General features: G+C 64.8%; 19 protein-coding genes. 1 reads left to right on the top strand and 18 read right to left on the bottom strand.

What is annotated here, in order from left to right; genetic code table 11:
* Positions 1 to 129: 129 nt before the first annotated feature.
* From A3M7_RS0135015 to A3M7_RS0135035, 5 genes are all read right to left on the bottom strand, one after another.
* On the bottom strand, positions 130 to 1,167 hold the full coding sequence (locus A3M7_RS0135015; RefSeq protein ID WP_027548082.1) for an ABC transporter ATP-binding protein: 1,038 nt from the start codon (positions 1,165 to 1,167) through the stop codon (positions 130 to 132).
* Positions 1,160 to 2,140, bottom strand: coding sequence for an ABC transporter ATP-binding protein (locus tag A3M7_RS0135020; RefSeq protein WP_027548083.1), 981 nt, complete (start codon positions 2,138 to 2,140; stop codon positions 1,160 to 1,162). The genes A3M7_RS0135015 and A3M7_RS0135020 overlap by 8 nt, the downstream gene beginning before the upstream one ends.
* On the bottom strand, positions 2,137 to 2,958 hold the full coding sequence (locus A3M7_RS0135025) for an ABC transporter permease (RefSeq protein ID WP_027548084.1): 822 nt from the start codon (positions 2,956 to 2,958) through the stop codon (positions 2,137 to 2,139). The genes A3M7_RS0135020 and A3M7_RS0135025 overlap by 4 nt, the downstream gene beginning before the upstream one ends.
* The gene (locus A3M7_RS0135030; protein ID WP_027548085.1) at positions 2,955 to 3,878 is read right to left on the bottom strand and encodes an ABC transporter permease; all 924 of its coding nucleotides are present in this window, start codon (positions 3,876 to 3,878) and stop codon (positions 2,955 to 2,957) included. Before A3M7_RS0135030 ends, A3M7_RS0135025 begins: the two co-directional genes overlap by 4 nt.
* 61 nt (positions 3,879 to 3,939) lie before the next feature.
* Positions 3,940 to 5,529: an ABC transporter substrate-binding protein gene (locus tag A3M7_RS0135035; protein WP_027548086.1), complete on the bottom strand. Its 1,590-nt coding sequence runs from the start codon at positions 5,527 to 5,529 to the stop codon at positions 3,940 to 3,942.
* A 301-nt stretch (positions 5,530 to 5,830) separates the two neighbouring features.
* Here A3M7_RS0135035 and A3M7_RS0135040 point away from each other — a divergent pair, with 301 nt between their 5' ends.
* Complete coding sequence (locus tag A3M7_RS0135040) at positions 5,831 to 6,706, top strand: hypothetical protein (RefSeq protein ID WP_027548087.1); 876 nt, start codon at positions 5,831 to 5,833, stop codon at positions 6,704 to 6,706.
* A gap of 137 nt (positions 6,707 to 6,843) precedes the next feature.
* On the opposite strand, the gene mtnK is transcribed toward A3M7_RS0135040, so the two are convergent.
* The 13 genes from mtnK to nuoH form a co-directional block, all read right to left on the bottom strand.
* Positions 6,844 to 8,133 (bottom strand): S-methyl-5-thioribose kinase, encoded by a 1,290-nt coding sequence (gene mtnK / locus A3M7_RS0135045; RefSeq protein ID WP_027548088.1) that lies wholly within the window; start codon positions 8,131 to 8,133, stop codon positions 6,844 to 6,846.
* A 35-nt stretch (positions 8,134 to 8,168) separates the two neighbouring features.
* On the bottom strand, positions 8,169 to 8,516 hold the full coding sequence (locus A3M7_RS0135050) for a hypothetical protein (RefSeq protein WP_027548089.1): 348 nt from the start codon (positions 8,514 to 8,516) through the stop codon (positions 8,169 to 8,171).
* Between the two features lie 94 nt (positions 8,517 to 8,610).
* Positions 8,611 to 8,886 carry a DUF1467 family protein gene (locus A3M7_RS0135055; RefSeq protein WP_027548090.1) on the bottom strand — a complete coding sequence of 92 codons (276 nt, stop codon included), beginning with the start codon at positions 8,884 to 8,886 and terminating at the stop codon, positions 8,611 to 8,613.
* Positions 8,887 to 8,895: 9 nt separating this feature from the next.
* Positions 8,896 to 9,300, bottom strand: coding sequence for a methylmalonyl-CoA epimerase (gene mce, locus A3M7_RS0135060; protein ID WP_027548091.1), 405 nt, complete (start codon positions 9,298 to 9,300; stop codon positions 8,896 to 8,898).
* An 11-nt stretch (positions 9,301 to 9,311) separates the two neighbouring features.
* Entirely contained in the window at positions 9,312 to 10,982 is a 1,671-nt protein-coding gene (locus tag A3M7_RS0135065) for a ribonuclease J (protein WP_027548092.1), read from the bottom strand.
* Entirely contained in the window at positions 10,982 to 11,788 is an 807-nt protein-coding gene (locus tag A3M7_RS0135070; protein ID WP_027548093.1) for a biotin--[acetyl-CoA-carboxylase] ligase, read from the bottom strand. Before A3M7_RS0135070 ends, A3M7_RS0135065 begins: the two co-directional genes overlap by 1 nt.
* 1 nt (position 11,789) lies before the next feature.
* Positions 11,790 to 13,226 carry an NADH-quinone oxidoreductase subunit NuoN gene (nuoN, locus tag A3M7_RS0135075; protein ID WP_027548094.1) on the bottom strand — a complete coding sequence of 479 codons (1,437 nt, stop codon included), beginning with the start codon at positions 13,224 to 13,226 and terminating at the stop codon, positions 11,790 to 11,792.
* Positions 13,227 to 13,248: 22 nt separating this feature from the next.
* Entirely contained in the window at positions 13,249 to 14,757 is a 1,509-nt protein-coding gene (locus A3M7_RS0135080) for an NADH-quinone oxidoreductase subunit M (RefSeq protein ID WP_027548095.1), read from the bottom strand.
* The gene (gene nuoL / locus A3M7_RS0135085; protein WP_027548096.1) at positions 14,758 to 16,836 is read right to left on the bottom strand and encodes an NADH-quinone oxidoreductase subunit L; all 2,079 of its coding nucleotides are present in this window, start codon (positions 16,834 to 16,836) and stop codon (positions 14,758 to 14,760) included.
* A gap of 8 nt (positions 16,837 to 16,844) precedes the next feature.
* Positions 16,845 to 17,153, bottom strand: a complete 309-nt coding sequence (gene nuoK, locus A3M7_RS0135090; protein ID WP_027523804.1) for an NADH-quinone oxidoreductase subunit NuoK — start codon at positions 17,151 to 17,153, stop codon at positions 16,845 to 16,847.
* The gene (locus A3M7_RS0135095) at positions 17,150 to 17,788 is read right to left on the bottom strand and encodes an NADH-quinone oxidoreductase subunit J (protein ID WP_027548097.1); all 639 of its coding nucleotides are present in this window, start codon (positions 17,786 to 17,788) and stop codon (positions 17,150 to 17,152) included. The genes nuoK and A3M7_RS0135095 overlap by 4 nt, the downstream gene beginning before the upstream one ends.
* Before the next feature lie 9 nt (positions 17,789 to 17,797).
* On the bottom strand, positions 17,798 to 18,286 hold the full coding sequence (gene nuoI, locus A3M7_RS0135100; protein WP_026232873.1) for an NADH-quinone oxidoreductase subunit NuoI: 489 nt from the start codon (positions 18,284 to 18,286) through the stop codon (positions 17,798 to 17,800).
* 14 nt (positions 18,287 to 18,300) lie between these two features.
* A complete protein-coding gene (nuoH, locus tag A3M7_RS0135105; protein ID WP_084302793.1) occupies positions 18,301 to 19,368 on the bottom strand; it encodes an NADH-quinone oxidoreductase subunit NuoH in 1,068 nt (355 codons plus the stop codon).
* Position 19,369: the final 1 nt, after the last annotated feature.

Genomic DNA, 19,369 nt, shown 5'->3' on the forward strand with positions numbered 1-19,369 from the left:
GAACTCTTGCGTGCCATCATCCGGGCCTTCGCCGAAACTGTCCCGGCTCAAAAGATCGCTTAAATCAGCGGTCGTCCGCGTTCTTCACGGAGGACAACTTAGGATGCGCCAACGGACGCGCTCTCCATTCTAGGGATGTCCGCTTTCGGTCGAGGCCAATGCCATCTGGCCGGCAATTTCGTCAGCTCGCCAACACCGCACCGCGTGTCCGTCGGCTCGCGTCTCCAGCGACGGCCCGGGCTCCCGGCGACACACGTCCTCGGCATGACGACAGCGTGGGCTGAACGCGCAGCCGTCCGGTGGATCGAGCGGATTGGGAAGGTCGCCCCCTGTCGTCGCCAGCGGTGCATGGCGCAGCGGATCGGGGATGGCGGCGATCAGGGCTTGCGTATAGGGGTGCGCCGGCCGCTCGAAGATCTCGCGCCAGTCGCCATTCTCGACAATGCGGCCGAGATACATCACGGCGACCCTGTCGCTCATGTGCTCGACGACGCCGAGGTCGTGGCTGATCATGATGTAGGAGAGGCCGAGCGTCTCCTTCAATTCCAGCAGCAGGTTGATGATCTGGGCGCGGATCGAGACATCGAGCGCCGACACGGGTTCGTCGCAGATGACGATTCTGGGATTGAGGATCAGGGCGCGCGCAATGCCGATGCGCTGGCGCTGGCCGCCCGAGAATTCATGCGGGTAGCGATCGGCCTGTTCGGGCCGCAGGCCCACATGCCGCAGCATCGTCGCGACGCGGTCCTCGATCTCGCTTGCGGCGGTTACGCCATGCACCCGCAGGGGATCCTCGAGCGTGCGGCGCACGGTCTGGCGAGGGTTGAGCGAGGCGTAGGGATCCTGAAACACCATTTGCACGATGCGGGCCAACGCCTTGCGATCGCCGGATTGCCTGTTCGTCACGACCTGTCCGTCCAGCACGATGCGGCCGCGCGTCGGCGTCAGCAGACCAAGGATCGACAATGCGACCGTCGACTTGCCGGAGCCGGACTCGCCGACGAGGCCGAGACATTCGCCGCGCTTCAGCCTGAGATCGACACCGTCGACGGCACGGAGCAGCCGCCGGCCGCGCCCCAGCAAGCCGCCCCCGAGCGGAAAATGAACCGCGAGATCCTCGATGCTGAGAATGACGTCGCCGTCCGGCCTGCCCTGCGGTTCATGCATGGTGGTGACACCTCACCAGACCGCCCGCCTCCAGCCATGTCGTCTCCGGCGCTGTGGTCCGGCAAATAGCGGTCGCCTTCGCGCAACGCGGATTGAACCTGCAGCCATCAGGGAAGGCCGTGATCGCCGGGACGACGCCCGCGATCTCCTGCAGCCTGGTACGGCCAAGCGCGGCGCGACTGCCGAGCCGCGGCAGCGAGTCGACGAGGCCCTGCGTATAGGGGTGCGAAGGCGCACGGAAGATATCGGCCGAGCCGCGCTCCTCGACGATGCGGCCGGCATACATCACAGCAACGCGGCGACAGACATTGGCGACCAGGCCGAGATCGTGGCTGATCATCAGGATGGCCGTTCCTCTCTCGGCGCAGAGATTGCGCATCAGCTCGATGATCTCCGCCTGAACGGTCACGTCGAGCGCGGTGGTCGGCTCGTCGGCGATCAGAAGATCCGGGCCGCAGGCGAGCGCGATGGCAATCATCACGCGCTGGCGCATGCCGCCCGACAGCTGATGCGGGTAGTCCTTTACGCGTCGCTGGGGCGCAGGGACGCGGACGCTCGCCAGCGCCTCGACCGCCAGCTGGTCGGCCTCGCGCCAGCTCTTGCCCTGGTGCAGCACGAACATCTCGGCGATCTGCCGTCCCACCGGCGAGACCGGATTCAGCGCCGTCATCGGCTCCTGGAAGATCATGGCGATGCGATTGCCGCGCAAGTTCCGCTGGGCGGCTGCGGACAGGTGCTGGATCTCCCGCCCGTCAAACCGGATGACGCCGCCGCCGATCGACAGCGGCTGCCGCAGCAGGCCGATCAGGGCAAGCGCCGTAATGCTCTTGCCGCAGCCGGATTCGCCGACAAGGCCGAAAGTCTCGCCGCGATCGATGCGGAATGAAATGCCCTCGGCCGCTGCAACGCGCCGCGATCCATCGTCGAGATCGATGCGGAGATCCTCGACCTCGATCAGCGGCGAGCCGGTCATGCGCGCCGGCTCCGCGATTGCGGATCGAGAATGTCGCGCAGGCCATCGCCGAGCAGGTTGAGGCCGAGCACCGTCAGGAAGATGGCAAGGCCGGGAAACACCGAGAGCCACGGCGCCGTGGTGATCTGGTCGCGGGCTTCCGACAGCATGCTGCCCCAGCTTGGAAAAGGCGGGCGGACGCCGAGGCCGAGGAACGACAACGCGGCTTCGGACAAGACCGCGCTGCCCATGCCAAGCGTGCCGATGACGACGATGGGTCCGAGCATGTTCGGCAAGAGCTGCGTGATCATGATGCGCACATCGCCATAGCCGAGCACGGTTGCAGCCTGGACGTAGCCCTGGCTCCTCAGCGACAGCGCCGAGGCCCGTGCGAGGCGGCAGGTGAAGGACCAGTTGGTCAGCCCGAGTGCGATGAGCAGGCTGGTCAGGCCGGGGCCGAGCACCGCCATGATGGCGAGCGCGAAGATCAGCGAGGGGATCGCGAGCATCAGATTGGTCAGGCCGTTGACGACGTCGTCCCACCAGCCGCCAAAATAGCCGGCGCTCAGGCCCAGCGCGACGCCGATGACGCTGTTGATGAGCTGGGAGACGATGCCGACGGTCAGCGAGACGCGTGCGCCGTACAGGACGCGGGAATAGATGTCGCGGCCCTGCCCGTCGGTGCCGAACCACCAGGTCCAGCTCGGGGGTTCCTCCGCATTCATCAGGTTGGCGTCCATGACGGGGTCGGTGTGCGCCAGCCAGGGCGCGAGCAGGCCGACGACGATCGCAAGCGCGAACAACGATCCGCCGATAACGAGATTGGCGCGGAGCTTCATGCGTATCTGATCCTGGGATCGATCACGCCGTAGAGCACGTCGATCAGCAGATTGATCGCGAGAAAGAACAGCACCACCACGAGAATGGAGCCCTGGACGGCGGGAATGTCGCGCTGCAGGACGCTGTCCACGAGCAGCGAGCCGATGCCCGGCCAGGAGAACAGTTTCTCGACGACGACCGCCTGCCCCATCAACGCGCCGAACTGCAGGCCCATTGTCGTGAGAATCAGGACAAGCGCGTTGCGCATCACGTGCCACTTCACGACCCTGGTCTCGCTCATGCCCTTCGATCGCGCCGTGCGGACAAAATCAGCGGTCATGATCTCGAGCACCGCGGCGCGCGTCGTCCGCGCCAGCAGCGCCATCGGCGAGACGCCGAGCGTCACGGCCGGCAGGATCAGATATTTGAGGCCGCCATCGCCATAGCCGAAACTCGGCAGCCAGCCCAGTTTCAGCGCGAACAGGTACATCAGCAGCAGTCCGAGCCAGAACTTGGCCATCGAAAGTCCCGACACCGCCACGACCATCGCTGCGCTGTCGACGATACCACCCGGCCGCAAGGCCGCGACGAAGCCCAGCGGCACGCCGACCACGACCGCAAATGCCATGGACGCGAAGATCAGTTGCAGCGTCGGCCCCATCCGCTTGGCGATCATGGTCGTGACCGGCTCGCGCGTACGGAACGACGTCCCGAAATCACCGGTCGCGAGCTTCGCGACATAGGCGCCGAACCGCATGTAAACGGGCTCGTCGAGGCCGAGCTGCTTTTTCATGCGCGCCTCGACCTGCGGGTCGCTGTCATCGCTCATGGTCGAGATGATGCTGCCCGGAACGACGCTGAACAGCACGAAGACCAGCAGCACGACGGCCAGTACGGTCGGAACGGTTTGCAGGAGACGGCGGAATAGGAACGGGAGCATCGGCACTTTATCCTTGCTCCCTCCATCGTTCGTCACGATGGAGGGAGCGCGCGAGCAGGTTTCACTTCGCAGGCGAGGTCTCGTCGACCCAGAGGTCCTCGACGTTCTGATGGGTCAGCTCCGTCGCGTTCAACTGAACTCCCTTGAGCCAAGGCTGCACGGCCATGACCGCCTTGTTGTAGTTGAAGAACCAGACCGGCGCCTCCTCATAGAGCAGCGCGTTGGCCTTTTGCAGCAGCTGGCCGCGCTTTGCGGCGTCGTCGGTCCGCCCGGCCTCGTCGATCAACTTGTCGAAGTCTGCGTTCTTGAAGTTCATGTAGTTGCAGGCCGATTGCGGCGTCGACGAGTGGAAGCATTTGAGGGCGGCCTGCGGATCCGGGCCGCTCTGCTGGGAGTAGACAAAGGCCTGATAGTCGCCGCTGCGGACCACCTCCGCCAGAATCGCGGTCTCGACCTGCTTGACCTTCGCCTTGATGCCCACCTTGTCCAGCATCGGGATGACGGCCGTGACGATCGGCAGGCCCCAGCTCTCGTTCTGGCTCGTGGTCCATTCGAACTCGAAGCCTGAGGGATAGCCTGCATCGGCGAGCAGCTGCTTGGCCTTGGCGGGATCGTAGGCGTAGGGCTTCATGGTCTTGTCGTAGAGCGGCGAGGTCAGCGGCAGCCAGCTGGTGGCGCGATAGGCCTTGTTCTTGACCAGCTTGTTGATGATCAGGTCGGTGTCGATCGCATAGTTGATGGCCTGCCGGACGCGCTTGTCGGCGAACGGCTTGAATGCGGGATTCATCCCCATGTAGCGCGTGAAGACCTCGGCGACCTCGACGATGGTGCCCTTGAGGTCCGCGTCGGACTGATAGGCGACATACTGCGCCGGTCCCAGCACCGAAGTGTCGATCTCCTTGTTGCGGAAGGCGACATCGCGGGCCGCGGCCTCGCCCATGACCGACACGATGACCTTGTCGGCGTAGGGCTTGCCGGGCTTGTAGAACCGGTCCCACCGCTCCAGGACCATGCGCGATCCCGGCACGTGCTCGACGAACTTGAACGGTCCAAGACCGATCGGTTTCTGGATAAAGCCCTCCTTGGCGGCCTCGTCGGCGGGATAGATCGAAGTCAGCGCGGTGAAGAAGTAGAAGCCCGGATCGACCTTCTCGGTCAGCTTCATTTCGAGGGTGAAGTCGTCGATCTTCTTCAGGCCGGAAATTTCCTTGGCCTGGCCCTTCTCGACCGCGGCGGCGCCCTCGATCACGCGGACATAGCGCGCGCCGGGATAGGCCTTGGCGCCGTCCATGATGCGGTTGTAGGACCAGATGACGTCGTCGGCGGTCATCTTGCGGCCGTTGTGGAAATAGGCGTCGTCGCGCAGCTTGAAGGTGTAAACGAGACCGCCGCCCGAGACGACTGCCTCCTTGGCAAGCTCCGGAACCGGCTTTCCTTCCGCGGAATCCCAGATGTAGAGCGAGCGATGCAGCGCCTTGGCGTAAATCTCGTCCTGGGCGCGCTGGGTCGTATGAATGTCCAGACTGGTGAAACTCGAACCGTAGGGCGCGGTCATGCGGATGGTTCCGCCCTTGCGCGGTGTCTGGGCCTCCGCCGTGGCGGCGAGCGCCAGTCCCAAACCCGCGACGATCGCCACTATCCTGAACATCATGGTCCCTCCGACAATGCAGGCGTATTCCAGTCAGCGAGTTGACCATTCGCAGCACGTCGAGCGCAAGCTCCTCTTTTCGTCTTGGATGCCGCAGTTCCTTGCAACGCGTCCTCCAAGACGCCCGCCCCGGGGGCAAACCCCTCAGGACGAGGCCGTGCTCTGCGGGCGAGACCTTCAACCCATCGAGAATCGGAAGCGGAAACAACGATCTACGAACGGTGAACGCCTTGCGCGATCGATGCGACCAAGCTCAGGACAAGGGCCTTGGCCCAAAGATCTCGTCGCGATGGGAATCCGAAAGATGAAAAGCCGAACCCTGGGTGTCTTGCTCGTCGGCGGTCTGGTCACCGCGACGGCCGTGCTGGCAAGCCCGGTCGCGGCCAGCCTCGGCCGGTACAGCGAGGCGGACAGCATCCGGTTCGGCTGGAGTCGCACCACCGGCGTGAACGACTATTTTGACGAAACTGGGTGGGCGGTCCGGGGCCGCGACACGCCGGATAATTTCGTCGAACGACTGCTCAGCATCCCCGTCGGAGCGGTCGCACGGGGCGCAGGTGCGGGTTTCGAAGCCAGGGTTTCCCAGGGCACCGGTCTGCCACTGCCAGAGAGCTGGAGCATCGCTACGGCGAAGAATTCGCCGTTCATCATTTCGGTCTACGCCGAGACCCCGCGCGATCTCGCGGCGGTGCTCGGCTTCTATCGCGCCGAGCTCGGCAAGCGTGGCTGGATCGAGACGGTGGTCGAACCAGACCGGGCCGTGATCACCTTCACGACGGCCCGTGGACCGGTCCTGCTCCGGCTTTCCCGTCAGAACGACAGGACAATCGCCGAACTTTCGCTGCGCAAGCCGGGTATCGCGAATGCCGGCCTCCCGCCGAGGCCGAGGCAGGCAAAGCTGATGCTCGGCAACAAGTCGGACGAGGGGGCGGTCATCACCGTCGCCGACCAGACCACCAAGCTGGCGGCGCACGCCGGCGAGAAACCGGCGCACTCCGACTCCGCCGCATCCGAAATACCGGACAGCCAAAAGATCGATCTGCCGCCCGGCAAGTACAAGGTCACCCTCAAGGTCGAGGGTGGCACGGTCCAGATCCGGGAGTTCGAGGTCGCGGCCAACGAGACCTGGGGTCTGCTGGCCGGCACAGACGGCGTCATGCTGCCGATGCGGCTCTATTGAGGCCGCGCGACGATCTCTCGCCTCGTCATTGCGAGCGCAGCGAAGCAATCCAGATTGCATCCGCGGAAAGGTTCTGGATTGCTTCGCTGCGCTCGCAATGACGGAGCGTGGGGTGGGCTCCTCACCATGCGGCTCTTTCAGCCGGACAATTCCGGCTGCCAATCCCGCAGTTTTCGCGCGGCGCCGGTGACGTCGGCGATCGCAGGGAATGCCCCCGTCTCCACCATCATCGCCCGCGCCAGCCGCACCGCGCGCGCCTCGCTGATCGCCCGCCTCCGCGGGTCCTCGATCAGCTCGAAATCGATGTTGTGGGCGAGGCCGAAGATGCGGCGGATGGTTTTGGCCGCGGCGAAGCCGACGGTATCGGCGAACAGGCGCTGCATGTAGGCCTGCCGCTCGGCCTCAAGGCGCGCGGCGCCCGTCTCGCCGGCGAAGAGCGAGACCGGATAAGCGTCGCCGGCGGCTCCGGCGCGCCAGAGATCGAGGAATTTGCGCGCGAACTCGTTCCAGAGCTGCTCGACCGTCTCCAGCACCCAGCCCTCGAACGCAGCCCGTTCGCCCGGCGCGCGCTCGTGGCCGGCGGAGGCGAAATAGGCCATCAGCAGATTGGCCAGTACGGCGCCGACGTCGAACCCCATCGGGCCGTAGAACGCGAATTCGGGATCGATCACCCGCGTCTGGCTGTCGGTGACCATGATCGAGCCGGTGTGGAGATCGCCGTGGAGCAGTGCCTCGGGACTTGCCATGAACTTCAGCTTCAGGCGGGAGATGGCGACGTGCAGGTCCATGTCGTCGCGCAAGGACGCGGCCAGGCCGTCGAGGTAAGGCGCGGTCCAGCGGTTCTGCTCGGCGATGCGGTAGGGATCGGTGAAGATCAGGTCCTCGGTGATCTTGCACAGCGCATGGTTGCCGGCGAAGGCGGCGATGCCCTCCTTCTTCTCGGCCGCGGAGAGCGCGAGGTCGGACGTGAAGAACAGCGTCCGCGCCATGAAGGTGGTGATGTCGCCCGCAAAGCGCGGATATTGCGCTGCCGCGACCAGCCCCTTGCGCATGATGATGTGGGGCTCGAGCAGCTCCATCACCGTCAGCGCCAGTGTCTCGTTGTGGTGCAGCAGCGCCGGCACGAGGCCGGGCGCGAGTTCGGCCTGCTTTGACAAGGCGAGATATTCGTAATGAGCCCGCGACAGCGGCAGCGGCCAGCTCTCGCCGACGAGGCGGACATAGGGCAGCGCCTGCTTCACGGCGACGCCGCCGCGATCGCCCTTGACGATGAAAACGAGATTGAGATTGCCGTCACCGACCTCGGTGATCGACCAGGACACCGGCTCGGCGCCGAGCAGCGCCACGAGATCCGGCAGACCCGCGAGATAATCCCGCAAGGCCGCCTCATGCAGAATCCGGTAGTCCCCTGCCCGATCCCCGGTCATGACGATCCCATCCCATGCTTGGCACGGCCGGATCGTTACTCCCGTTCCAGGAAGCTCGAGCCGATCCCGGCCTTTCTTTTGATGGGATCGTAATCACAATAGACGCCGTCCGCCAACAGCGTGTAGCTGGCGCTGACGTTGTATTTGTCCAGCTTGACCGAGTTCAGCCCGATTACCGAGGTGCTCTTGCCGCCGTTCCACTTGAACGGCGTCGAGCTCTTGGCCTGCTCGCAGGCCATCACGGCTTCGTTGAAGACGTAGCCCTCGACGAACGCCTTCAGCGTTCGCACCTGCACGGCCATCTTCCACTCGAAATAGCCGATGGCGCCCAGGCCGGCGACGATCAGCACCAGAAGCGCGACGACGATCCTCTGAAAAGTCATTCGTTCCCCCAAAACAATATCGTCAGCAAAAAACGTCTTTTTGTTTGAGCATGATCTGCTCGGAAAACCGCTGCACACTTTTCCGGATCATGCTCTAGAACGGCATGCCCATCAATTTCGACAGGCGTTCGATCGAGAGATAGCCGGCGTGGTAGGCGGCAAGGCCCGCGCCATAGATGATCGCCGAGATGATCGTGGTCCAAATCAGCTTCGGTCCCATCCGCGTCAGGATCGGCGCACCGGGATCGGTCCCGGGCGCGCCCACGCCGTCCTCGTGCTGGCTGCGCACGCCGAACGGCAGCGTCAGGAACAGCGCGATCCACCAGATGACGAAGTAGATCGCAATCGCGGTCGAGATCTGGATGGCCATGGGGCGGCCTTATGCCTGCTCGATTTCGACCAGCGCGCCGGAAAAGTCCTTCGGGTGCAGGAACAGCACCGGCTTGCCATGGGCACCGATCTTCGGCACGCCGTCGCCGAGCACCCGCGCGCCCTCCTTCACCAGGGTATCGCGCGAGGCGATGATGTCCACGACCTCGTAGCAGACGTGATGGATGCCGCCGTCCGCGTTGCGTTCGAGGAACTTTGCGATCGGCGAGGTTTCACCGAGCGGCTCGATGAACTCGATCTTGGTGTTGGGCAGCGTCGCGAACACCGTGGTGACGCCATGCTCGGGCAGCGCGACCGCCTCCGAGATCTGCGCCCCGAACGCGGCGCCATAGATTTTTGCAGCCTTGACGGCATCCTTGGTCGCGATCGCGACATGGTTGAGCCGGCCCAGCATGTTCTTCTCCCTTAGACTGTCAGTACGTGTACCAGACAGGCGGGCTTTTTGCCCCAATGTTCGTTGATCACGGCCCGGACCGCGCGTCGCACCGACTCAGCCAGGGCGTCCGGATCGCGGCGGCGCGCTTTTGGCAGCCCCTCGATCGTGGATACGACGGCTTCGAAGACCAGGTCGTCAAAAGCCTCGCCCGCCCTGTTCTTCTCGGGAACGCCGACGAGATCGACCTCGGGTTCGTCGACAAGCTCGCCCTGCGCGGTCATGGCGATGGCGACGAAAGCGCAGCCGGCAAAGGCCATGCGGCGGCGTTCGACCACCGCGCGGGACTTGGAATCCTCCAGGATCGTGCCGTCCTTGTAGAGCCGGCCCGAGGGCACCTCGCCGACGATGCCGGGATCGCCGGGGCCGAGCTTGACGAGGTCGCCGTTGCGGCAGACCAGAACGCGCGGCACGCCGGCGGCGCGCGCGAGCTTGGCGTGCTCGTGCAGGTGCAGCGCCTCGCCATGAACGGGGATCAGGAGCTGCGGGCGCACCCAGGCGATCATGTCGCGCAGCTCGTCGCGGCGGGGATGGCCGGAGACGTGGACCAACGCGTCGCGGTCGGTGATGACCTCGACGCCCTGGAGCACCAGATTGTTGATGATCGACCCGACCGCCTTCTCGTTGCCGGGAATGGTGCGCGAGGAGAAGATCACGCAATCGCCGCGGTTGAGCGTGATCTCGGGATGGTCGTCATTGGCGATGCGCGCCAGCGCCGCCCGGGCCTCGCCCTGGCTGCCGGTGCAGAGCGCCAGCACCTTGTCCTGCGGCAGATGGCCGTAGACGTCGGTCGAGCGGAAGTTCCGCACGCCGTCGAGATAGCCGGTCTCGCGCGCGACCTGCGACACGCGGTCCATGGCGCGCCCGACCACGACGACCTCGCGATCGGCGGCCTTGGCGGCGTCGGCGACGGCTTTGATGCGGGCGACGTTGGAGGCGAAGGTCGTCACGGCAACCCTGCCCTTGGCGGCCTTGACCAGCCCGGCAATGGTCTTGGCGACCTCGGCTTCCGAGGGCGAGCGGCCGTCGCGCACCGCGTTGGTGGAATCGCCGATCAGGGCGAGCACGCCCTCGTCGCCCAGTTCGCGCAGCCGTTTTTCGTCGGTCGGGCGGCCGATGATCGGGGTCGGGTCGATCTTCCAGTCGCCGGTGTGCAGCACGATGCCGGCTTCGGTGTGGATCGCCAGCGCGTGCGATTCAGGTATCGAATGCGCGACCGGGATGAACTCGACGTTGAACGGGCCGATATCGACACGGCCTCCCGACGGCACCACCGTCACCGGAATCTTCGGCGCGTTGCGCTCAGCGGCACATTTGGCCTCGAACAGCGCCGCGCTGAACTGCGTCGCATAGATCGGGCATTTCAGCCTGGGCCAGAGGTCGATGATGGCGCCGAAATGGTCCTCATGGGCGTGGGTCAGCACCAGGCCCATCAGGTTCTTGCGTTCCTTCTCCAGGAAGCTGATGTCGGGCATGATCAGGTCGATGCCCGGCAGATGCTCCTCGTCGCCGAAGGAGACGCCGAGATCGACCGCGAGCCAGGCGCGCTGATGGCGGTTGCCCAGGCCGTAGATCGACAGGTTCATGCCGATCTCGCCGACACCGCCGAGCGGCGCAAACACCAGTTCGTCAGGCCGTGCCATCACGCAGCTCCCACGGAGGCGGCCGAGCCGAAGAACACCTCGCCGGCCGCCACCGGCAGGCGTCGGCCATCGGCAGTGCGGACGATCAGGCAACCGGTGTCGTCGATCGTGTCGAAAATGCCTTCCAGCGTCGTCGTTCCCGTGTTGATCGCAACCTTCTCGCCAAGACCGGCGGCCCGCTCCAGCCAGAGCTTGCGGATCTCGGCAAAGCCGCGGCCATTGTCCCAGATGCCGCGGAACTCGACCCAGGCGTCGGACAGGGCGGAAAACAGCTCCTCGGCGCTGATCTGGACGCCAAGCGCGGCCAGCGACACCGCGGGCGTCGGCGTGCCCTCCGGCGCGGCGACGACGTTGGTGCCCATGCCGACGACGACGGCGAGGCGGTCGCCGATGATTTCGGCCTCGAGCCCGATGCCGACCAGCTTCTTGCCGCCGACCAGCACGTCGTTCGGCCATTTCAGGGCGTAGCGGGGACGGCCCTCGCCGAGGCGTAGCGCGGCCTCCAGGCTCACCTTCTCCAGGGCCGCCTCCTCCGCCAGCCCCGCGGCAAAGCCAAGCGTGGCCGCGACGGCGGGGGGTACATTCATGACTTCGAGGATGCTGGCGGCGAGATTGCCCCGCGGCGCGATCCAGGCGCGCTGGCGCCGGCCGCGGCCGGCGGTCTGCTCGGATGTGACGAACCACATCGGGCCGCGTTCGCCGCCCCTGGCGTGCTCGATCGCCTCGGTATTGGTCGAGCCGGTCCGCTCGAAAGCTGCGAGCTTGTAGCCCGCCGAGAGTGCGCGAGGACCGAGCGCGAACCCCATCCTAGAACAGCGACTTTGCGGCGGCAGAGGCGACGCTCACCACCGGCCCCGCGAACAGCGCGAACAGGATGTTGAACAAGCCCGCGACCGCCAGTACCGTCTTCACCTCGACGCGCACCGGGTCGACCTGACCGGCCGGCTCGTCGAAATACATCGTCTTGACGATGGCGAGATAGTAGTAGGCGCCCACCACGCTGGAGAGCACGCCGATCACGGCGAGCGTGAACAGGTTCGCCTTGATGGCGGCGACGAAGACGTACCATTTGGCGAAGAAGCCGGCGAGCGGCGGAATGCCCGCGAGCGAGAACAGCAGCATCGCGAACATGAAGGCGAGCAGCGGATTGGTGCGCGACAGACCCGCGAAATCGCTGATCTGCTCCACGGCCTGGCCGTTGCGCTTCATGGCGAGGATGACCGAGAACGAGCCGAGCGTCATCGCGACATAGATCACGATGTACATCAAGACGCCCTGCGCGCCCTCGACGGTGCCGGAGGCGAGGCCGACCAGGGCAAAGCCCATGTGGCCGATCGAGGAATAGGCCATCAGGCGCTTGATGTTGCTCTGACCGATCGCGGCGAACGAACCCAGCGCCATCGAGGCGATCGCCACGAACACCAGGATCTGCTGCCACTGCGAGACGATGCCGGGGAAAGCGGTCAGCGTGACGCGGGTGAAGACGGCGAGCGCGGCCACCTTCGGCGCCGAGGCGAAGAAGGCGGTGACCGGCGTCGGGGCGCCCTCGTAGACGTCAGGCGTCCACATGTGGAACGGCACCGCCGAGACCTTGAAGCAGAGGCCGGCGAGGAGGAAGACCAGACCGAACACCAGGCCGACATTCGCGGCCGTCGCGGCGGCCGCGATGCCGGTGAAGCTGACCGTGCCGGTGAAGCCATAGATCAGCGAGGCGCCGTAGAGCAGCATGCCCGAGGACAGTGCGCCGAGCACAAAGTACTTCAGGCCGGCTTCGGTCGACTTGGCGTTGTCGCGGTTCGAGGACGCCACGACGTAGAGCGCGAGCGACATCAATTCGAGGCCGAGATAGAGCGAGATCAGATCGCCGGCCGAGATCAGCACCATCATGCCGAGGGTCGAGAGCAGCACCAGGATGGCGTATTCGAAGATGCGACGCGAGGGGTCGGACAGGAACTCTGTCGACAGCACCAGCGTCACCGCCGAGCCGATCAGGGCCAGAATCTTCATGAAGCGGGCGAAGTCGTCGACGATGAAGCTGCCGCCGAAGGTCACCTGCTTGCCCGCGGGCAGCATGTATTCGAGCACGCCGACCACGACCAGAAGCAGGACCGCCAGCGTCGTGATCGCTCTGGTCGTCTCCTGCCCGCGATACGCGCCGAGCATCAGGAGCGCCATGGCGCCGACCGCGAGCACGAGCTCGGGCAGCACCGGCGCCAGTTGATAACCTGCAGTCGAAAAGCTCATGGCGATATCCTGACCTGCCCGATCACTGGAGCAGTGCGGCGGCCTTCACGGCCGTCACAGCGGTGTTGTAATTGTTGACGAGTTGCTGGACCGAGGCGGCCGACATGTCGAGCACCGGCTTCGGATAGACGCCAAATAGGATCGTCAGCGCGATCAGCGGGAACAGCGTCACGCACTCACGCAAGGTGAGATCCTTCATGCTCATCAGCGACGGCTTGACCAGCGCCCCGAATACGACCTTGCGGTAGAGCCACAGCGCGTAGCCCGCCGACAGGATCACGCCGAAGGTGGCGAAGAACGCGGTCGGGATCGAGACCTTGAAGGTGCCGAGCAGCGTCATGAACTCGCCGACGAAGCCGGACGTGCCGGGCAGTCCGACATTGGCCATGGTGAAGATCATGAAGGTCAGCGCGTAGAGCGGCATCCGGTTGACGAGGCCGCCATAGGCCGCGATCTCGCGGGTGTGCAGGCGGTCGTAGACGACGCCGACGCAGAGGAACAGCGCGCCGGAGACGATGCCGTGCGAGATCATCTGGAACATGCCGCCGGCGACGCCCTGCATGGTGCCGGCGAAGATGCCCATGGTGACGAAGCCCATATGCGCCACCGACGAGTACGCGATCAGCTTCTTCATGTCCTCCTGCATCAGCGCCACCAGCGAGGTGTAGACGATGGCGATGACCGAGAGCGTGAAGATCAGCGGCGCGAAGTCGTGCGACGCCAGGGGGAACATCGGCAGCGAGAAGCGCAGGAAGCCGTAGCCGCCCATCTTCAGCAGGATCGCGGCCAGGACCACGGAGCCGGCGGTCGGCGCCTCGACGTGCGCGTCGGGGAGCCAGGTGTGCACCGGCCACATCGGCATCTTCACCGCGAAGGAGGCGAAGAAGGCGAGCCAGGCCCAGGTCTGCAACGACCGCGGCACGGCGGTGTGCATCAGGGTCGGGATGTCGGTGGTGCCGCCGTTCCAGTACAGCGCCATGATGGCGAGCAGCATCAGCACCGAGCCGAGCAGCGTGTAGAGGAAGAACTTGAACGACGCGTAGACCCGGCGCGGGCCGCCCCAGACGCCGATGATCAGGAACATCGGGATCAGGCCGCCTTCGAAGAACAGGTAGAACAGCACGAGATCGAGCGCCGAGAAGGTGCCGATCATCAGCGTTTCCAGGATCAGGAACGCCATCATGTATTCGCGGACGCGGCTGGTGATCGCCTTCCAGCTCGCGATGATGCAGAACGGCATGATGGCGGTGGTCAGGATCACGAGCGGCAGCGAAATGCCGTCCACACCCATGTGGTAGGTGATGCCGGTGGCGAGCCAGGCCGACTTCTCGACGAACTGGAAGTCGGCGTTCGCCGGATCGAAGCGCATGACCAGGATCACCGACACCGCGAAGGTGATCAGCGTGGTCCACAATGCGATCCAGCGCGAGTTGCGCCGCGCCGCCTCGTCGTCGCCGCGGCTGAGATAGACGATCAGCGCGCCGACCAGCGGCAGGAACGTCGTGACCGATACAATGGGCCAGGTCGTCATTTACTGGCCTCCAAAGCCGAACATGAACCAGGTGATCAGGCCGGCGGCGCCGATCAGCATGGCGAATGCGTAGTGATAGAGATAGCCGGTCTGGATCTTCACGACGTTGCGGGTGACGTCCAGCACGCGGGCCGAGACGCCGTCGGGCCCGAGGCCGTCGATGATGAAGCCGTCGCCCTTCTTCCAGAGCTGGTAGCCGATCCACTTCGCCGGACGGACGAAGATGAGATCGTACAGCTCGTCGAAGTACCATTTGTTGAGCAGGAACTGGTACAGCATCGGCTGCTCTGCAGCGAGCCGAACGGGGATGTAGGGCCGGCGGATGTAGAACAGGTACGACACCAGGAAGCCCAGCACCATCATCACCGTCGGCAGCAACGCGATGGTCTCGGGGATGTGGTGCATCTCCTCGATGATGTGCGGGTTCATCTTCACGGACTCGCGGAAGAACTCCTCGACGCCGTGGCCCGCGAACAGCTCCTTGAACGGGAAGCCCGCGACGATCGAGCCGACCGCGAGCACGCCGATCGGGACCAGGATCCAGAGCGGGGCCTCATGCGCGGCCTCGTAGTGATGCTCGTCATGCGGCTCGCCGTGGAAGGTCTTGAAGATCAGGCGCCAGGAGTAGAACGAGGTCAGGCCGGCGGCGACGACCGTCATCAGGAAGCCGTACATCGCGAACGGATTGTGCGAGGCGTAGGCCGATTCGATGATCGCATCCTTGGAGAAGTAGCCGGCCGTGAGCGGGAAGCCCGTGAGCGCCAGCGTGCCGACCACCATCACCGCGTAGGTGTAGGGGATCTTCTTCCAGAGGCCGCCCATGTTGCGGATATCCTGCTCGTGGTGCATCGCGTAGATCACCGAGCCGGAGCCTAGGAACAGCAGTGCCTTGAAGAAGGCGTGCGTGAACAGGTGGAACATGCCGACCGAATAGGCCCCTGCTCCCATCGCCACGAACATGTAGCCGAGCTGCGAACAGGTCGAGTAGGCAACGATGCGCTTGATGTCGTTCTGGACGAGGCCGATGGTCGCGGCGAAGAACGCCGTGGTGGCGCCGAAAAACATCACGACGGCCTGCGCGTTCGGGGCGAGCTCGAACAGCGGCGACAGGCGCGCCACCATGAACACGCCCGCGGTGACCATGGTCGCGGCGTGGATCAGCGCGGAGACCGGGGTCGGGCCTTCCATCGCGTCCGGCAACCAGGTGTGGAGCAGGAACTGCGCCGACTTGCCCATCGCGCCCATGAACAGCAGGAGGCAGGTCAGGGTCAGGGCGTCGGCGTGCCAGCCGAGGAAGTTGATGGTCTTGCCGGTGAGGCCGGGCGCGGCATGGAAGATCGTCTCGAAATCGGTCGAGCCGACCAGCATGAAGATCGCGAAGATGCCGAGCGCGAAGCCGAAATCGCCGACGCGGTTGACCACGAAGGCCTTGATGGCGGCGGCGTTCGCCGACGGCTTCTGATACCAGAAGCCGATCAGCAGGTAGCTGGCCAGACCCACGCCTTCCCAGCCGAAGAACAGCTGCACGAGGTTGTCCGCCGTCACCAGCATCAGCATGGCGAAGGTGAACAGCGAGAGATAGCCGAAGAAGCGCGGCCGGTACGGATCCTCGTCCATGTAGCCGATGGAATAGAGGTGCACGAGCGAGGACACGGTCGTCACCACCACCAGCATCACGGCAGTAAGCGTGTCGACCCGCAGCGTCCAGTAGACCTGGAGGTCGCCGGAGAGGATCCACGGCAACAGCGGAATCCGCATGTCATGGTGCATGAAGCCGACATCGACCAGCGTCATCCAGGACAGCCCAGCCGCCACGAACAGCAATGCCGTCGTGATCAGCTCCGCCGCGCGCGAGCCCGCCGCAGCCGGCTCGACCGGTCCGTGCCCGTGGTCGTCGTGGCCGTGATCGTCGTGACCATAGTCGTCATGGGCCGCCGACGCATGCGCGTCGCCGTGACCGTGGTCGCCGTGATGCTCGACCTCGTCGCCTGAGGGGTTGCGGGCATGCGCGCCGAACAGCGCAATCAGGCCGGCCAAGATGGCGCCCAGGAGCGGCAGGAATACGATTGCCTGAACCATGACTGAGCTCAGCCCTTCATCAGATTGACGTCCTCAACCGCGATCGAGCCGCGGTTGCGGAAATAGACCACCAGGATGGCGAGACCGATCGCGGCTTCGGCAGCGGCGACCGTCAGCACCAGAAGCGCGAAGACCTGGCCGACGATGTCGCCGAGGAAGGTCGAGAACGCGACGAAGTTGATGTTGACCGAGAGCAGGATCAGCTCGATCGACATCAGGATGACGATGATGTTCTTGCGGTTCAGGAAGATGCCGAGGATCCCGAGCGTGAACAGGATCGCGCCGACCGCCAGATAGTGTCCGAGCCCGATCGTCATTTCACCCACTCCGCCGCATCGGCATCCGAGAGCCCCTGCCCTGGCGCCACCTTGCGCATCGCCATCGCCATCTCAGGCGTGCGCGCGTTCTGAACGTTGATGTCCTGCCGCTTCACGCTCGCCTTGTGCCTGAGCGTCAGCACGATGGCACCGATCATGGCGACCAGCAGCACCATGCCCGCGAGCTGGAAGTAGTGGATGTACTTCGTATAGAGCACGAGGCCGAGCGCCTCGGTGTTCGAGACGTTGGTCGGGATCGCCGCCGTGATCGTCTTGGAGACGCCGGGGTTGATGACCCAGAAGCCGACGGTGAGCAGCAGCTCGAACATGAAGATGCCGCCGATCACGAGGCCGACCGGCAGGTACTCGATGAAGCCCTCGCGCAGCTCGAGGAAGTCGACGTCGAGCATCATGATCACGAACAGGAACAGCACCGCGACCGCGCCGACATAGACGACGATCAGCATCATGCCGAGGAACTCGGCGCCCATCAGCACGAACAGGCCGGAGGCGTTGACGAAGGCCAGGATCAGGTACAGCACGGAGTGCACGGGATTGCGCGAGACAATCACCATCACCGCCGAGGCGACGCAGATGCCGGCGAAGAGATAGAAGAACAGCGCGGAAACGATCATGCTCTCATCTCACCGGTACGGCGCGTCGAGCTCGATCGCTTTCGCGATCTCGCGTTCCCAGCGGTCGCCGTTGGCGAGCAGCTTGGCCTTGTCATAGAACAGTTCCTCGCGGGTCTCGGTCGCGAACTCGAAGTTCGGACCTTCGACGATGGCGTCGACCGGACAGGCCTCCTGGCAGAGGCCGCAATAGATGCACTTCACCATGTCGATATCGTAGCGCACCGTGCGGCGCGTGCCGTCGTTGCGGCGCGGGCCGGCCTCGATGGTGATGGCCTGCGCCGGGCACACGGCTTCGCACAGCTTGCAGGCGATGCAGCGTTCCTCGCCGTTCGGATAGCGGCGCAGCGCGTGCTCGCCGCGGAAGCGCGGCGAGATCGGGCCCTTCTCGAAGGGATAGTTCAGCGTCGGCTTCGGCTGGAAGAAATAGCGCATGGCGAGGAAGAACGCCGAGACGAATTCCGACAGCAGAAGCGAGCGTGCAGTGGCGTTGATGTTGATACCCATGACGGCCCTCACTTCGGCGCGATGCCGGCGAAATGCAGCACGCCGGCCACCACGATCACCATCGCCAGCGACAGCGGCAGGAACACCTTCCAGCCGAGGCGCATCAGTTGATCGTAGCGGTAGCGGGGCACGATCGCCTTCGCCATCGCGAACAGGAAGAACATGAAGAAAACTTTGAGCGAGAACCAGATGATCCCCGGCACCCAGTTGAAGGGCGGCAGGTCCACCGGCGGCAGCCAGCCTCCGAGGAACAGGATCGTCGCCAGCGCGCACATCGTGACGATCGCGACATACTCGCCGAGCATGAACAGGAGGTACGGCGTCGAGCCGTATTCGACCATGAAGCCGGCGACGAGCTCGGATTCGGCTTCGACGAGGTCGAACGGCGGACGGTTGGTTTCCGCCAGCGCCGAGACGTAGAACACCACGAACATCGGGAACAGCGGCCAGACATACCAGTTCAGGATGGTGAGCTGCGGCAGCCCGATCAGGCTGGCTAGGCCTCGGGCATGCTGCGCTTCGACGACAGCCGAGAGGTTCAGCGTGCCGGCGCAGAGCAGCACGGTGATGATGACGAAGCCGATAGAGACTTCATAGGACACCATCTGCGCGGCCGAGCGCAGCGCGGCCAGGAACGGGTATTTCGAGTTCGACGACCAGCCGGCCATGATGATGCCGTAGATCGACAGCGACGAGATCGCGAAGATGAAGAGGACGCCGACATTGATGTCGGAGATCACCCAGCCGAGATTGGTCGGGATCACCGCCCAGGCGGCGAGCGCGAGCACGCATGAGACCAGGGGAGCAAGGAGAAACACGCCCTTGTTGGCGCCGGCCGGGATGATCGGCTCCTTCAGCACGAACTTCAGCAGGTCGGCGAAGGACTGCAGCAGGCCCCAGGGGCCGACCACGTTCGGACCGCGGCGGATCTGCACCGCCGCCCAGATCTTGCGGTCGGCGAGCAGGATGTAGGCGATCGCGACCAGCAGGACGACGAGCACCAAGACGCTCTCCGCGACCATGATGATCAGCGGCCAGAGGAAACCGGTCCAGAATGCGCTTTCGAAGAATTCCATC

Source organism: Bradyrhizobium sp. WSM2254, from assembly GCF_000472645.1.
Classification (GTDB): domain Bacteria; phylum Pseudomonadota; class Alphaproteobacteria; order Rhizobiales; family Xanthobacteraceae; genus Bradyrhizobium; species Bradyrhizobium niftali.